General features: G+C 52.3%; 14 protein-coding genes and 1 tRNA gene. 3 read left to right on the forward strand and 12 right to left on the reverse strand.

Annotated features, from left to right (window positions below):
* Window positions 1–75: 75 nt before the first annotated feature.
* The gene (locus tag KJS40_RS11150) at window positions 76–363 is read right to left on the reverse strand and encodes an encapsulin-associated ferritin-like protein (RefSeq protein WP_213537793.1); all 288 of its coding nucleotides are present in this window, start codon (window positions 361–363) and stop codon (window positions 76–78) included.
* A gap of 421 nt (window positions 364–784) precedes the next feature.
* Between KJS40_RS11150 and KJS40_RS11155 the strand changes: the two genes are divergently transcribed.
* Window positions 785–970: a CsbD family protein gene (locus tag KJS40_RS11155; protein WP_213537795.1), complete on the forward strand. Its 186-nt coding sequence runs from the start codon at window positions 785–787 to the stop codon at window positions 968–970.
* Window positions 971–1,269: 299 nt separating this feature from the next.
* Here the strand turns inward: KJS40_RS11155 and KJS40_RS11160 are convergent, their stop codons facing one another.
* The 3 genes from KJS40_RS11160 to KJS40_RS11170 form a co-directional block, all read right to left on the reverse strand.
* Window positions 1,270–2,385: a Fic/DOC family N-terminal domain-containing protein gene (locus KJS40_RS11160; protein ID WP_213537797.1), complete on the reverse strand. Its 1,116-nt coding sequence runs from the start codon at window positions 2,383–2,385 to the stop codon at window positions 1,270–1,272.
* Between the two features lie 242 nt (window positions 2,386–2,627).
* Entirely contained in the window at window positions 2,628–3,644 is a 1,017-nt protein-coding gene (locus KJS40_RS11165; RefSeq protein ID WP_244859566.1) for a restriction endonuclease, read from the reverse strand.
* 126 nt (window positions 3,645–3,770) lie between these two features.
* Window positions 3,771–3,858 (reverse strand) — tRNA-Ser (locus tag KJS40_RS11170).
* A gap of 208 nt (window positions 3,859–4,066) precedes the next feature.
* Here KJS40_RS11170 and KJS40_RS11175 point away from each other — a divergent pair.
* Entirely contained in the window at window positions 4,067–4,762 is a 696-nt protein-coding gene (locus tag KJS40_RS11175; RefSeq protein ID WP_213537799.1) for a Bax inhibitor-1/YccA family protein, read from the forward strand.
* A 94-nt stretch (window positions 4,763–4,856) separates the two neighbouring features.
* Here KJS40_RS11175 and rlmD read toward each other — a convergent pair whose 3' ends face one another.
* The 7 genes from rlmD to KJS40_RS11210 all read right to left on the reverse strand — a co-directional run bounded on the left by rlmD (window position 4,857) and on the right by KJS40_RS11210 (window position 11,298).
* Window positions 4,857–6,182 carry a 23S rRNA (uracil(1939)-C(5))-methyltransferase RlmD gene (gene rlmD / locus KJS40_RS11180; RefSeq protein ID WP_213537801.1) on the reverse strand — a complete coding sequence of 442 codons (1,326 nt, stop codon included), beginning with the start codon at window positions 6,180–6,182 and terminating at the stop codon, window positions 4,857–4,859.
* Between the two features lie 58 nt (window positions 6,183–6,240).
* Complete coding sequence (locus tag KJS40_RS11185) at window positions 6,241–7,014, reverse strand: 3'-5' exonuclease (RefSeq protein ID WP_213537802.1); 774 nt, start codon at window positions 7,012–7,014, stop codon at window positions 6,241–6,243.
* A 61-nt stretch (window positions 7,015–7,075) separates the two neighbouring features.
* A complete protein-coding gene (locus tag KJS40_RS11190) occupies window positions 7,076–7,498 on the reverse strand; it encodes a YdbL family protein (protein ID WP_090460363.1) in 423 nt (140 codons plus the stop codon).
* A gap of 10 nt (window positions 7,499–7,508) precedes the next feature.
* A complete protein-coding gene (locus KJS40_RS11195) occupies window positions 7,509–7,760 on the reverse strand; it encodes a hypothetical protein (protein ID WP_213537804.1) in 252 nt (83 codons plus the stop codon).
* A gap of 6 nt (window positions 7,761–7,766) precedes the next feature.
* The gene (locus tag KJS40_RS11200; RefSeq protein WP_213537806.1) at window positions 7,767–9,818 is read right to left on the reverse strand and encodes a hypothetical protein; all 2,052 of its coding nucleotides are present in this window, start codon (window positions 9,816–9,818) and stop codon (window positions 7,767–7,769) included.
* A 107-nt stretch (window positions 9,819–9,925) separates the two neighbouring features.
* Window positions 9,926–10,813, reverse strand: a complete 888-nt coding sequence (cysM, locus tag KJS40_RS11205) for a cysteine synthase CysM (RefSeq protein ID WP_213539825.1) — start codon at window positions 10,811–10,813, stop codon at window positions 9,926–9,928.
* A 191-nt stretch (window positions 10,814–11,004) separates the two neighbouring features.
* Entirely contained in the window at window positions 11,005–11,298 is a 294-nt protein-coding gene (locus tag KJS40_RS11210; protein WP_213537807.1) for a helix-hairpin-helix domain-containing protein, read from the reverse strand.
* Between the two features lie 273 nt (window positions 11,299–11,571).
* Between KJS40_RS11210 and KJS40_RS11215 the strand changes: the two genes are divergently transcribed.
* Window positions 11,572–12,335 (forward strand): IS5 family transposase gene (locus tag KJS40_RS11215; protein ID WP_244859763.1). Its coding sequence is split into 2 segments (ribosomal slippage): window positions 11,572–11,887 and window positions 11,887–12,335, totalling 765 coding nucleotides; the frame shifts between segments, so codons are not numbered across the junction.
* An 81-nt stretch (window positions 12,336–12,416) separates the two neighbouring features.
* On the opposite strand, the gene KJS40_RS11220 is transcribed toward KJS40_RS11215, so the two are convergent.
* Complete coding sequence (locus tag KJS40_RS11220; RefSeq protein WP_213537809.1) at window positions 12,417–14,567, reverse strand: helix-turn-helix transcriptional regulator; 2,151 nt, start codon at window positions 14,565–14,567, stop codon at window positions 12,417–12,419.
* Between the last annotated feature and the right edge of the window lie 144 nt (window positions 14,568–14,711).

A 14,711-nucleotide genomic window follows, 5' to 3' on the forward strand; every position in this document is an offset into this window, starting at 1 on the left:
CAGCTCATCATTAGTGGATCTGCCTGGCTATCCTGAAGAATTCACGAATAAGTCCTCAGGAAGCGCCTGCCTGCTCTAGTCGTGCGTAAGCGGCTTCTCAGTGAACAGATATTCTTTCAGTTCGGAGGAAAACTTCGCATCCCTACGCCGGATCCATTCAAGCACCATCGAGGCATGCTCCTTCTCCTCATCACGATTATGCGTGAGAATGGCTTTGAGTTCCTCATCCTTGCACGCGTTTACACGCTGGTTGTACCAATCGACAGCCTCCAGCTCTTCCATCAGCGACACGATTGCGCGGTGCATGTCCCTCGTTTCATCGGACAATTCTTCAATAGGTTCATGGTAACCAACACTTGACATTGCTTGCTCCCTTTTTGTGGACAATAAATTTCAACATTGGATGCTTTTATTGGTTCAGGTGAAATTTGCGTGGACACCTATGTTAGCAAATGATGCTGTGGTCGAGACTTTATAAATGTAGGTCGGGCTCCGCCCGACGATCACAAACGATGTCGGGCGTAGCCCGACCTACTTGCTCAAAATTAAGCGTAACACACGCTGATGCGTGCGCCACAAGCCGTCAATATCCAATCGATTTTTCTATCAAGCTATGTCGGCCCTATGTGATTCACCGCACAGTATGAGCCGCAACCAAGGTGTTAATCTGATAACTCTTGCCGCTTCGTATCTGTAGCCGCTGATAACTCTAATGTTGAGAATATCAATTCCGGCCTACTCGTGAGCAAGCAATATGAGATTTTTTTGATAGGAGATTCAAATCATGAATAAAGACCAAGTCAAAGGTACCGCAAAAGACATCGCTGGAAAAGTCCAGGAAAAGGCTGGAAACTTGACAGGAAGTAAAGAACAAGAAGCCAAAGGGCTTGCAAAACAAGTAGAAGGAAAAACGCAAAAGAAGGTGGGAGATGCGAAGGAAACTGTCAAGGATGCAATTGATAAGCTTTAACAGTCGGATGCCAAGTCTGGAAACCCGATAAATAGGGAAGACTCCGACGAAGCATAAGCATCCGCAACGCCCCGGCCCAGGTTACTGCGAGCCGGGGTTTTTATTGGCTGCCTGCTCAGATAACATGCCAGCGGCAAACACGGTCTGGAAAATAGACCGCCCAGCTCATTGGAATCGGACAGACCGTTTTTAACAGCCGGCGTATTGTTTGTGGCTCATAAAGTCGGCATTAACTACATTGTGGTTCGCAGAATGTCTTTTTGTGCGCCACAAATTATCTTGTTGCTCATTCATGATCCTCAAAAGGCGTCTCGTCCTTCGGCAATGTTTAACAGCATCGGGAAGCAAAAAATTGCCGCTCGGCGTCCGCTGGCCCCCATCAGCACACGCAAAATACCTGCCTCGCGAAGGTCAGGTAAGATGCGCTTCGCTGTTGGGTGAGGAATACCTGCGCTTGTCACAAAATCCGAACTTTTGAAAACCGGCCGCTCGAAAATCCAGTCCAGCGCATGGATGGCGTACTGCGAGCGTGTCAAATCCGCCACCTGAAGCTTCATACGCTCATACAGATCAAGAATGGCCCTCGCCTTTAGTTGGTTTTCTTCAGCTTGGGTTTTTAGCGCCCCGAGAAAGAACTTGCACCAACCCGTCCAGTTGCTATCACGCGAAACCGTCAGCAGCCGATCGTAATATTCGTCGCGATTGGCCTCAAGAAAAGCGCTGACGTAGAACATGGGTCGCTGAATCAACCTAGTTTGCCACATGAACAAAGACACCAACATTCGCCCGAGTCTCCCGTTGCCATCTAGGAATGGATGCAACGATTCAAACTCGGCGTGCAGAAGCGCCAACTGTACCAGTCGGTCAGGCGCATCCTCATGGATATAGCTTTCCCAGGAACTCATGGCATCAGGTAATTTGTCGGCAGAGATTGGTACAAATCGCGCCTGTTCAATCGTGCAACCCGCCGGACCGATCCAGTTGGGGATCCGCCGATACTCGCCTGGTGCTTTGCCCTCCCCCCGTACACCGGATAATAGTACCTTGTGCGCCCCACGAATCACCCGCTGCGATAGCGGAATGTCAGTGAGCATTCTCTCGGCAAAGCTCATGGCTTTGCGATAGTTGAGCACCTCATGAATATCCGCACGGCGCTCTTCACTCAAACCCTGTGTATTGCCTTCAGCCTCAAACTCCAGCACCTCGCCCATTGTCGCCTGTGTACCCTCGATGCGCGAGGACAGCACCGCTTCCTGCGTGGTCAGCGGCGAGAGCAACACGGCCGCATTCGGAATCGCCGCCAGTGTGCCGTCGTAGCGCGCTATCGCCGCAGACGAAGATCCCAGCAAGGGAATCAATTGTGACCAATCCAATTCCCTCGGTGGGAATTTCCCTAAATGGTAAAAAACTGCCATCAATTCTCCTCTAGAACTGAAACACTAACACAACCATTAGCATAACTCCGGAATTGATGGGAAGTCCGACAGGCTGCTAGAGCTACATATTGAGGACGCACCAAACGCGCCCATATGAACTATCGGAAATGGGCCGCGTAATGGGCGGCGGGGGTCGGCAATCAGTACAGGGGTGCAAGGCATTGGCGCGGGTGCTGCGCGGGCCTGCAGTGACATTATGTGCGTGCGCTGCCGTGACGCTGTCAGGCGAGTATTTGAAGATACGGGTTCTTCTCAATGATCGCCGCATGTGATTTCTTCTTGAGAAATGAGAGCAGATCATCCTGCCGTTGAAGCAGCATCACGATTTCCCGCAAGGAGCACAGGAACATTGTTTTCTGGTTCAGCGCGTTCGCGCATTCTTTTATGACTGATTCCGTATATTCGCTTGTCGATATGAAGATGCCACTAGCGTTAGCCCTACTGAACAATCTAACAAGATGGGGCGCGAACTCGGCTACACCCACAGGGTCTTTGAGCCACTTCATTTCAACAAGGTGAACTGTTCCTTCCAGTTCGATCACACCGTCGATCTGTTCCAACACGACCGCGCTGTCAGGGTCTTTCCTGCGGAAGTCTTCCCGGACGTGGATACCATACACTTTAAATAGGTCATTAAGCACCGCCTCAAGTAACTTGCCACGTGCTTGTGGTTGGTTGCCCATATTGAATAGGGCTGCAAGTCGAGAACTTATGTCCTCAATCTTGGCTCGTTTTTCGGCTGCTACGGATTGCTCGGCTCGCGCACGAGCTAGCGTCTGCTCACGCTCGGTGTCGCGCTCCTGCTTCATGCGCGTGAAAGAGTCCTTCACGTTGACAACACCACGCAGGCTTGCAACCAAGCCTTTCGCCTTTAGCTGGTCATTGGGCCAGCACGTAGAGAACTCTTCGAACTCTACAGCGCGCTTGATGATTTCGCGGCGCGGGCGCAGACCACTATCACCCCGAGCATTCACTTTCGTGAGAACGGTTCGGGCAATTTCGTACTTGTTAATTGAGGCAGCGTTGGTGCGAACAGTACGGGAAACTTCGGCAAGGTCTTCTTGGGCCACACCTGCACCTTGCAGGAACAGAACAACATCCTTCTTGCTCCGGCACAGCAGAGGGATCGTATCCACCAGCAAGTTTAGCACCTCTGGCGGGTAGTGAAACTGTTCTGCCATGTAGCTAATTTCCCTTTGCCCGCTTCGTGCAGTCTTTAAATCGGGCTTGCTAAACATGCGCTAAACGGGCGTTTTGTTCGTTGCGCTGATGTCGCTGATTTTGCCCTGTATGTGGTCACTTACAGAGCTTCTTTTAACCCACTTTTACCTAACGCAGAAACTGCGCTAAATTTTTGTTTCTATTGGCGGAAGCTCAGGGATTCGAACCCTGGATACCTTTCGGTATGCTGGTTTTCAAGACCAGTGCAATCGACCACTCTGCCAAGCTTCCTATACGTACCTACAACAACAAATTTCAAGACTGCTGCCTTAAACCGCTCGGCCACGCCTCCAGCGTTGGGCGAGAATAATACCTTTTTAAGCTTGATTTTGCCAGCCGCCCGCAGGAAAAGGCGGGCCCATCGGAATGATAAGATTGCAACTTTCACTAAACATGAGTAGTCTTATGTGTTGTATAGTTCGTCAACCAAGGAGACGTTATGCAACCTGAACTACGATATTCCGGCTCGGCCGCGCAAACGGGACTTTCAGCCGTTCGCAACAAGGTATTGCGCAATACTTACTGGATGCTTGGCTTGACCATGATCCCGACGCTGATCGGCGCTTCGATCGGGCTGAGCACCAATTTCGCGTTTCTCGCACAAGCGCCCATTGTGGGGCCATTGGTGATGTTGGCGGTAATGATGGGGCTGTTGTTTGGTGTCAGTGCGACTCGAAACAGCCCGATGGGGATCGCGTTGCTGTTTGCGTTTACCTTCGTAGCTGGCTGGTGGCTAGGCCCCATGCTGCAATACGCGCTTCATTTCAAGAACGGCGCGCAACTGATAGGAACTGCTGCCGCTGGAACGGGCATAATCTTTTTCACGCTGGCGACGATCGCTACGGTGACCAAGAAAGATTTCGGCTTCATGCAGAATTTCCTGTTTGTGGGGCTTGTGCTGCTAATCCTCGCTTCCGTTGCTAATCTGTTCTTTGCCATGCCGGCTGCCTCGCTCGCTATTTCGGCAGTTGCGGTGCTGTTGTTTTCCGGCTTCATTCTATTCGACGTAAGCCGTATTGTTAACGGTGGGGAAACAAATTACGTGATGGCAACGATGGGCATTTATCTGAGCCTCTATAACCTCTTCACGAGCCTGTTGCACCTGCTCCTGGCTTTCTCAGGTGAAAGAGACTAGCACTCGAAAATATTCTGGTACATCGAAAAAGGGCGACTGTTACCAGTTGCCCTTTTTCATTTCCGCCCCATATCCGTTTCAAAACCGTGCTATTTCACTGCCGTGCCTCAGCGTCATCTTTCTCGAATAATGCGATGGATTCGACGTGCGCGGTATGCGGAAACATGTTTACGACACCTGCCGCTTTTAGCACATACCCGTTGCCATGCACCAGTACCGCTGCATCGCGAGCCAGCGTAGCCGGGTTGCAGGATACGTAAACGATACGTCGGGGCGCTGCCTGTTCTTTTCCCAGGGCGGTAACCGCAGCGATTGCCCCTTCGCGCGGCGGGTCAATCAGCATTTTGTCGAAATACCCCTGTGCTTGCATCCAGACTTCATCTATTTCAAACAGATTGGTCTCGACGAATTGCGTATTGCGCGCAAGCCCGTTGCGCTGCGCATTTTCGTCGGCGCGGCGCACCACGGCCGCGCTGCCCTCAAAACCTGTGACCTGCGCGCCACGCCTGGCAATCGGTAAAGCAAAGTTTCCCAACCCGCAGAATAAATCCGCAATGCGTTCTCCAGGCTGAGGATCCAGCAGGTTCAGAGCGCGGCGTACCAGTACGCGGTTCATGGCGGGATTTACCTGGGTAAATTCGGTAGGATGAAACGGCATGACGATATCGAACTCAGGCAGTACATAGTTCAATTCGGCCGCGTTTTTTGGGTAAAAAGGATAGGCTGTTTGCGGCCCGTCGGGTTGCAAAAAGAACTGGATATGATGCTGATCGGCGAAAGCCCGAAGCAACGCTTCATCCTGATCGATCAACGGCTTCAGGATGCGCAACACCAACACGTCCACATTTTCACCCAACGATACCTCGATCTGCGGGATATGTTGACGGATAGACAAGCTGCCTACCAACTCTCTCAATGGCATGATGAGCCGGGAAATGCGTGATGGCATGATTTCGCAAGCCCGCATGTCGACGACGAAACTGCTGCGCTTCTCATGAAAACCTACCAGAACCCCACCCTTTTTGGCGACATAGCGCACGGACAATCGCGCGCGATGGCGATAGCCCCAAGCTGCGCCATAGATCGCCGGCAGTATCAGTTCGGCCTCGACCTTGCCGATATGCTTGAGATTATCTTCAAGAATGCGCTGCTTCGCCGCCACTTGGGCGCGTGCATCCATGTGTTGCAGGCTGCATCCGCCGCATATCGCAAAGTGATTGCATTGCGGCGCCACTCGGCCAAAGCCCGGCTTGAGTATCTGCCCCGCCTGCGCCATTTCGAAGCTTTGTTTCTTGCGATAGGAGTTATAAGTAACCACTTCTCCCGGCAATGCACCTTCGATAAAGATGACCTTGCCTTCTGAGTGGGCGACCCCACGCCCTTCCTGATCCAGGGACTCTATGGTGACGGGCGCAATCATATTTTGCGGTGCAGGATGGCTCCCGCGATGGCGAGAGAACGAGAAAGCGTAATGGTGGCTATGCCCACTGGCCCAGGAATTCCTGCCAGTGAGGTTCAGAAGATTTGCTCAAGGTAAAACGGACCAGCTCGCATTCGCGCTGATACTGTTCGTTATCAAAGACACCACGCATGAGCTGGAATCGTAAAAACACCAGATACGTATTCACCACATCGGTTTCGCAGTAGTCGCGGATTGCGGCAATTTCACCATTCTGGAATGCATTCCAGACCTGGGAACCGTCCATTCCCAGTTTTCCGGGAAAACCCATCAGCTTTGCCAACTCATCCAGCGGTACATTTGCGCGCGGCTGATATAGCGCGAGCATATCCATCAAATCGAGATGACGGGTATGGTAGCGGCTAAGGTAATTATTCCATTTGAAATCGCGGTCATCCTCGCCCATATCCCAATAACGGCGCGCCTGCAAACCATGAATCAGGCTGCGATAATGGAGTACCGGCAAGTCGAAACCACCGCCATTCCAGGAAACCAGTTGGGGGCTGTATTTGTCCAGTCCTTCGAAAAAGCGGCGGATGAGCTCCGCCTCCGAATCCAGGGGCGTCCCCAGCGACCATACGCGAAAATCATTTTTATCCCGCAATACGCATGAAATTGCCACCACCTTCTGCACATGCAATTGCAGGAAATCGGTGCCGACAGCCTGTCGGCGCGCCTGAAACGCCATGTCGGCAATACCGGCCGGCGCAACCTCGGGAGGCAGATTGTAAAGCCTGCGTAATCCCTCGGTATCGGGAACGGTCTCGATGTCAAAAACCAGTACGGGTATCAATGCTAGGAGGATCCCAAACGAATTTTGGAGCTTGCAAGGTGCAATTTACAAAATTGCGGTGTTACTTTCTGACCCAGGAGCCATTTGCCGCTTGATACCACCACCCCGGTCTGGCCAGATCGATCCAGCGCTGACCGAAAGTAGCGCGAATATCGGCTTCCCACTCGGGATGGCTGTTGGCTCGGGCGATCTCGCGGTACAACGCATTTCTGTCCTGGTTTTCAGCCGCGATCAGGGCATTGACCGGCTGGCGCGCCGCCAATGGCAGTGCATTGGCATCACGCATGGCGACAAGACCATCTCGTGTAAGCCCTACCGCTCCCCTTTCATAATAAGGCTGGAGCTGGCTGTGGCGCTGCTGCATGCTTTGCCTGAGGCTGGAAATTGCTGGCGTATCGATTTCGATATTGGCTTGCGTGTAACCAGGACCCGACACCGATAACAGCAGCATCAGCAATATAAAGCGGTAGACAGGATTACGCATGGTAGTCACCTTAATTTTGTGGCTGCGCCGGCTGCACGGGTTGTTCCGGTTGCGGGATGGGTTGAGAAGGTAAGGGGCCATCCACACCCGGTGCGCCCTGTGCACCGTCTTCGGGTTTTTTAAGTTGCCACACGCCCTCTATTATCTTGTCCGCTGCTTTTTCAGCAGCAGCGGCAGGAAAATAAATGTTGATAGTGACGCACCCTGACAGCAACGCGCCCGTCAGCGTCAGCAAACTTGCGTAAAAAAAAGAATTCTTCATATTCCTCTACTGAATGACGGGTTTGGCTTCTACCTGGGTGATCCGTTGCAGACGGTTCACCAGTTCCCACCAATCCACATCGCGATTATAGCCTATCACTGTAATGGCCGGAATTCCGCCGCCCTTGACGATGAGATAACCATGCGGCAACGGCTCCGATTCTATCCCGCCCATGTGGCAAATTCCGTTACGTAATGAACAGCTCCAGCCGATCTTCGAATAGCCGAACTGCTCGAAAAAGCCCAGAAAACTTCGCTGGATCGCAGCAGCCGCTCCCGATCCGCCAAGAGAGGAAATATTCTGCACCGCAGCCTGGCTGATGCGGCGCGGATAGCTGCCCGGACTGCTCTTGAGGCTGGCATCAAACTTTACCGGCTTCCAATTGAAGAGTTCGAGGCCATGGACCGCAGCATCAACGCGCCCCTGCATGTTGCCGAACGAAAACGTGCCGGTGAGCAGGTTCAGATCGAGATTGCGCATATCCAGGTCGGCCAGAAGTGATGGCGCAGGCCCCAACGGATCCAGCAACTTCAAATTCCCCAGCTCTATGGTGCCATCGAATATCCTGAAAAGGAGCGCACCATCCACCACGACGGTTGAGCCATTGTAACTCACCCTGGGTATCTCACCTGACAGCGTACCCTTCATTGGCTGGGTTCCCAAAGCTTCAGTCAGTTTTTGCATCGATATGGGCGAGAGTCCACCGCTGAATTGCCATACCCAGCCCTGAGCTTGCCGCGATGCGCTGAAATTTTCGAGCGTAAGCTCACCGTCAAGCACCGGCAACGTCAAACGCGGAATGCGAAGATTCGACCCGTCAATTTCCAGAGGAATGTCTACCTGGCCTATAGGTATCTTTCCCAACCGGCTGCTCTGGATACGGATAGCCGCTTTTGTCGGTTCCACGTTTCCCTGGTTCCCTGGCGCTTGCCAGGGAATACTGGCGTCAACGCCGCGAAATGCAAAGCGCCCATGCCCATCTTCCACCGAAGCATCGCGCAAATCGACCTGAAGGAATTCGTGGGCACTATTCCGGTAACGCCATTGGATTCCCGCATGTCCGGCAGCCTTTAGCTCAGCAACCGGGGTATTGACAAGAAAGGGTTTCAGCACTTGACTGAACAGGGTGGACAATTCGAGATTGTCGGCGCTCAAATCAAAATCGCGCAGCGTGTTCCCTGGCCGGTCGATCAACCCCGATAAATTCATCTCCCCGATATTCGAAAGTACAAGCTTTCCCGTGCTCAATCGTATGGTGCTTTCATCCAGTTCGCCGCTGCCGCTGAAACGATGGCCTTGCGCAGCAAAATAAACCGGTTGCCAGAACACTTCGCCACTCGGCCAATTCACATCGGCGTGCCACGCCCATGCATTTCCTTCCTTGCGCTCGTCACGCGTCGCCATCGCGTTAACTTCGACGCTGATATTCTCGCCGGCATGTAATCCGCTGGCGTCGCTGAACGTCAGTCCATCCACCGCCAGATGCGCTTCAATTCCAGCAAGTCCGCCGGCTGCGCCCCGCAGTTTGATCGTGCCGTTCATGTTTCCCTTTGCGGGCACGGGCAACAAATTCTTTTCTGCCTCTGGCAAAAATTCGGCAATACGTGCTACCTCTCCGTTTGTTACGGTCAGCATGCCTTCCCAAACCGGCTTCCCCCACTGCGCGGATAGTCTCCAGCCCGCAACGGCTCCTTTGGCACCAGTCGTAATTTTTAGATCCAGTGTTTTGTTGCGGGAAGAAAAATCAAACGATACGGGTAGGGGCGCCGATCCGGATAGCTTCAGCACGCCATCCTCACAGCGAATCCAGTCATTGGCGACCTGAAATTTGTGGCAGGAAAAATGCAAATTGCGCCAGACTTTTCCCTGTATCGCGACCTCGTCCAGTCTTACTTCAAGCAGTGATGCTTGCGGACCAGTCAGGCTGACCTGAACCCCTTTCGCATTTAAAAAAGGGTTATGAACATCATCGGCGGAAAGGGTAATTAAAGGACCGGCGTATGCGGATAAGGTACCAATGAATAATGCCGGCAATATTATGACGAGCAGCTTTACCATTATTCATCCGGCCAAACACGGCTTACGTGTACCGCATATTGCGCGCCAAACTTGCAGGCCAGCGGCATACCATCCCCGGCCGCATCACGCGCATGGGTTTACAATACTCAGGCGGGAAAAACACCTGTGGAAAGATAGCGATCACCGCGGTCGCAAACGATCGAAACAATTGTCGCGTTCTCGGCTTTTGCAGAAATCCTGAGTGCCGCCGCCAGCGCGCCTCCTGATGAAATCCCAGCGAAAATCCCTTCCTCGCTCGCCAGCCGCCGCGTCATTTCCTCAGCTTCAGCCTGAGAAACCAGCACAATGCGATCTACGCGCTTGGCATCATAGATTTTCGGCAGATACGCTTCCGGCCATTTGCGAATGCCTGGAATCTGGGAACCTTCTTCCGGCTGTACGCCGATGATCTGAATCTCCGGGTTCTTTTCCTTGAAATATCGAGAGCAACCCATGATTGTGCCGGTAGTACCCATGCTGCTCACCAGATGGGTAATTTTACCTTCGGTGTCTCGCCAGATCTCGGGCGCGGTACCTTCATAATGCGCCCGTGGGTTATCAGGGCTGGCAAACTGATCAAGTATGACGCCGCGCCCCTCATCACACATGCGCTCGGCCACATCGCGCGCTTCTTCCATGCTGCCCTCCTTAGAAGTCAGCACGATTTCCGCGCCGAACGCCTTCATGGATTGCCGCCGTTCTATGCTGAGGTGCTCCGGCATCACCAGCACCATGCGATAACCCATTATCGCCGCCGCCATCGCCAAGGCGATGCCGGTGTTGCCGCTGGTCGCTTCTATCAGCGTATCGCCTGGTTTGATATCGCCGCGCTCTTGCGCATGCGTAATCATCGACAGCGCCGGACGGTCTTTCACCGAACCGGCGGGATTGTTACCCTCCAGCTTGACGAGAACAACATTGCCGGTATTCCCCGGCAGGCGTTTGAGTTTTACCAGCGGCGTGTTGCCGACAAAATCTTCTATGGTTTTGTACATGGCGATGCAATTTGCAAAAAGATTATGCCGGATTATCGCACACGTCCCGGCTTGCGCGACGTCTACCAATAGGATAGTAGGATGGGTGGAGGCTGCAAGCCGCAACCCATCGACCACCGATACGATGGGTTGCGGCTTGCAGCCTCCACCCATCCTACCGAGCACGGTTTAGTCAATAAGCGTATTGTTGATTACTTGGGGACAGGTTTATTTTCTTTCTTAACCGTAGTAGCCCCACCCACAGCTATGTCCTTGCGCAACCGCTTCAGCGTAGCAGGGCCGATACCGTTGACCTTTTCGAGGTCATCAGCCGACTTGAAAGATCCATTCTTCTTGCGATGATCGATGATAGCCTTGGCTTTGGCCGGACCAATTCCCTGAAGCGTTTCAAGCTCGGCCTGGGTTGCGGTATTGATGTTAACGGCCGCGTAGGCAGCGCCGGTAAATGTAAACAGCGCGATAATAACAAATAACAGTTTTTTCATATCCTCTTCTCTAAATACCAAAGCCAGTGAAGCCCTCTCTGCGGATATGCAAGTTATTGCACGTGCCATACACTAAATATTTTGCACGTCATTGTAAAGGTATACCACGGCAATATCCGCAATTTATGCAAGTATCGTTTAGTTGGCAAGCTCGTATCTACCAGCCTTTCATGTAAGAGGCAGAGCCCCTTAAAACGTGTGGCTCACTGATTCTTCGCTAGGGCCTGTTAACTCTAATAATCATATCGCATGTATTCAGGTATACTTGCGGGCATGGAAATCACTCAAGCCCAGTACGAGCGAATCGTACACTGCCTGCCGCTTCAGCGAGGCAATGTCAGTCTCAGTAATCTGAACGTATTGAACGCCATTCTGTATGTGGCCGAGCATGGCTGCAAGTGGCGCGGTCTGCCCAAACGCTTCGGTAATTGGCATACCATCTACACGCGCATGAACCGCTGGAGCAAAAGCGGTGTACTGGATCAGGTGTTTGAGCAGTTGCAGCGTGAACAGATCGTTCGCGTCAAGATCGAGGCCGTTTCCCTGGACAGCACCATTGTGAAGGTTCATCCGGACGGCACCGGGGCATTAAAAAAAACGGTCCCCAATCCATCGGCAGATCCAGAGGCGGGTGGACCACCAAGATTCATATGGTTGCCGCGGATGCTCGAACGGCTATAACGTTTGCACTGTCCCCCGGACAGGCTCACGATGCGGTGGAGGGGCGTAAGCTGCTCGGCAGCCTGGACAAGCCCCGTTGGCCAGTTCATCTGGTAATGGATCGCGCCTACGAGGGAAATGAAACACGGCAACTGGCGTTGGATCTTGGTTTCATTCCGGTAGTTCCGCCCAAGGCCAACCGGGTTGAGCCTTGGGAATACGACAAGGTTATGTACCGGCGGCGTAACGAGATTGAGCGATTGTTCAGGAGACTGAAAGGATTCCGCCGTATCTTCTCGCGCTTCGAGAAACTGGATGTAATGTTCACTGGTTTCATCCACTTTGCTTTGATCGTCGAAGCACTTAGATTGTGTTAACAGGCCCTAGGCAGAATAGCGGTGTGCACAGCCATTATGACATAGCGTTTTATCAGATTGGGAGATTGATCATTGTGGATTCTATTGATCATTTTCGAGCAGCGCCGTCATTCTTGAAAGTGTTTGAGCCCATTCTCTTTTGATGAGCATCATTAATTCGCTTTCGAGTTCTTGACGAGGCTCAGCCCGGAACCAATCCAAATTATGCTCGGTCACGCGACCGCGATAACCTGTTCCCCGTCCCCATTCGTTTTCGCACTTGTGCCAAAATGACCCATCTACCTTCAGTTCATCGCGGAAGAATGTTTGTCCCATGAGTTGCACTTTGCGCAGCAGTTCTTCATAGGAAGTTAGCAAAACACGCTCGGCCTGGTTGATTAGATCTTGGGCTTCCGTGTATTCGGGGGTCCCCACCATTGTCTTACACAGCTCGGAGAAACCTTCTACTGTTTTGCTAAGTGAGAGTACTGCAATTCGACGCGCTCCATAGCCAAGATGATGAGAGTAATTCAGATGTGGCCATTCACCTTCTCGACGAATAGTCGCTCGAATTGTGCTCGCATACGCGTTCGCTAACTGCGCCACGAGACTGTCTTGTATGTGCGCATTAAGCTTACGAAGCTCGGTATTTTGATTTGCCCAGCTTCGAAGCATTATAGCCGAATGGCGAAGGACCTCCTGCACCTGCTCTTGCTCATGGTTTAACAACAATGCGCGCGCATTTTTTGTGACTTCGTGAAGACGAGCACGGAAAGCTTGCCGGACCTTATCAATGCGCTCAATCAAGAATTGACGAAACTGATGAGGGTCGTCTTGATGTGCGTTGAGGAAGACTACAGAACAGTTTTGCAGCCCCAAGGGCTGGAGCGCCATCGCGACCTGCTCAGCTTTTAGCTCGTAACCTTCATCTGTGGTCTCAACACGAATACCGGATTCATCCTTGACGGCTAGCGCCTCGCTCGGACGGGCCAACACAAGCAAAGTTGAATTGGTTTCCAGAGAGCGGACTCCAGTCTCTAGTGCACGCTCTAGCAGTAACCGAGCCTCAGCGGCAGGTGCGTTATTGAAACCTGAACACAGCACAGCTAAAGTATGCGGCTCGTCCAAATAAACTTCAAGATCCGCACGGGCGGCTGTGCGATCTATGCCCTTCGTATCAATAATACGGATAGACAGATCGGTTGTCCCAAGCAGCGCCGAGGGTACGACTATTTCGATACGCTTGGGTAGCGTAAAATCTGGGTGCCGCCCGTTATTCACCTCCTCAAATACGTCTTTCAGCCACATAAGTTGGGATCTACCGCAACTGCTGTCGTACCAGACGTCTCGACGGTCTCGCTTATGCAGTTCCATGCGAGCGAGAACTTCAACCACAAGCTCTCGTATGGTACCCTGTTGCCTAGCTAGCTCCTTTGCCTCGTCTATCCGAGTCGTCTTGCGGTCGCCCCCTTTTTCGCGTCGCACCTTGAGTCCGGCCATGTTCCGTACTGCGCGCTCAATTTCTTTCGAGATGCCTTGTGAATCGCCTTCTGCAACTTGGGACTCGTTCCCGCCACCGAGGTTTCCTTTGAGGAGATACTCGGCAAAATCTACCACATCCGCGCGAATTTCCTCATCACTGCGGGGCTCGACCATCAGACCATAACCCGGACCCGTGCGGAGATGGACTTCGCAGATAGTGATGCCGCCAGCTCCAGCCTCAAGGACAGGGATTGGCGGCGCCCCTTCCTGTCCCGCAACTTCTAAGCCGGTCAGTCGGCAGATAGCAGTAGATTTGCCGATCCCTATACTGCCAATGAATGCAACCTGATGGTCACGTTTCAGTAGAAGTGCGGCTATCTGGTGAATCTCAGTGACGTATGCAGAAAGGCGCCGTTCGAACGAATTCCTTACATCAGGCTGCTCGCGAAGAACCACTAAATCTTTTGCGACCTGTTCAGCGTCCCAAAGTAAGCCTTGGTCTGGGTGATCCAGTGATGGCCTCGGAATCACGGTCCATTCTCGCTGAATTACCTCTTGTAAGTTAGCTGCTTCAGGAGTACCTATGGCAGAAAGAATTGTTTGAAGCTCTTCCGGTGCCAGTTGGCGATCCCCGCTTTCCACCCGTGAGAGTACCGCCGGACTCCACGTTACTTTGCGAGCAAGCTCCGCTTGTTTAAGACCAGCGCGTTCCCGCACCTGCATAAGGTACCGTCCAAGCTCCACATCATTAACCACGTCGACCTCATCCATAAAAAGCCCCCTTTATTATGTTTCACTATAATATAGAAACGTTTTGTAAATATCAAGAAACGTTTCTATATTATAGTGAAACGTTTCTTGAGGTGAATAACATTGAACCAAAGAAACCTCATGAGGAGAAAATTTAGGACAATA

Origin of the sequence: Nitrosospira sp. NRS527 (genome assembly GCF_018406445.1) — a bacterium.
Classification (GTDB): Bacteria; Pseudomonadota; Gammaproteobacteria; order Burkholderiales; family Nitrosomonadaceae; genus Nitrosospira; species Nitrosospira briensis.

What these genes read in the sequence shown, in the direction of transcription:
- KJS40_RS11150 (WP_213537793.1), bottom strand. Translation starts at nt 363, where the DNA reads ATGTCAAGTGTTGGTTACCATGAACCTATTGAAGAATTGTCCGATGAA.
- cysM (WP_213539825.1), bottom strand. Translation starts at nt 10,813, where the DNA reads ATGTACAAAACCATAGAAGATTTTGTCGGCAACACGCCGCTGGTAAAA.
- KJS40_RS11200 (WP_213537806.1), bottom strand. Translation starts at nt 9,818, where the DNA reads ATGGTAAAGCTGCTCGTCATAATATTGCCGGCATTATTCATTGGTACC.
- KJS40_RS11165 (WP_244859566.1), bottom strand. Translation starts at nt 3,644, where the DNA reads ATGTTTAGCAAGCCCGATTTAAAGACTGCACGAAGCGGGCAAAGGGAA.
- KJS40_RS11160 (WP_213537797.1), bottom strand. Translation starts at nt 2,385, where the DNA reads ATGGCAGTTTTTTACCATTTAGGGAAATTCCCACCGAGGGAATTGGAT.
- KJS40_RS11175 (WP_213537799.1), top strand. Translation starts at nt 4,067, where the DNA reads ATGCAACCTGAACTACGATATTCCGGCTCGGCCGCGCAAACGGGACTT.
- rlmD (WP_213537801.1), bottom strand. Translation starts at nt 6,182, where the DNA reads ATGATTGCGCCCGTCACCATAGAGTCCCTGGATCAGGAAGGGCGTGGG.
- KJS40_RS11195 (WP_213537804.1), bottom strand. Translation starts at nt 7,760, where the DNA reads ATGAAGAATTCTTTTTTTTACGCAAGTTTGCTGACGCTGACGGGCGCG.
- KJS40_RS11190 (WP_090460363.1), bottom strand. Translation starts at nt 7,498, where the DNA reads ATGCGTAATCCTGTCTACCGCTTTATATTGCTGATGCTGCTGTTATCG.
- KJS40_RS11155 (WP_213537795.1), top strand. Translation starts at nt 785, where the DNA reads ATGAATAAAGACCAAGTCAAAGGTACCGCAAAAGACATCGCTGGAAAA.
- KJS40_RS11210 (WP_213537807.1), bottom strand. Translation starts at nt 11,298, where the DNA reads ATGAAAAAACTGTTATTTGTTATTATCGCGCTGTTTACATTTACCGGC.
- KJS40_RS11220 (WP_213537809.1), bottom strand. Translation starts at nt 14,567, where the DNA reads ATGGATGAGGTCGACGTGGTTAATGATGTGGAGCTTGGACGGTACCTT.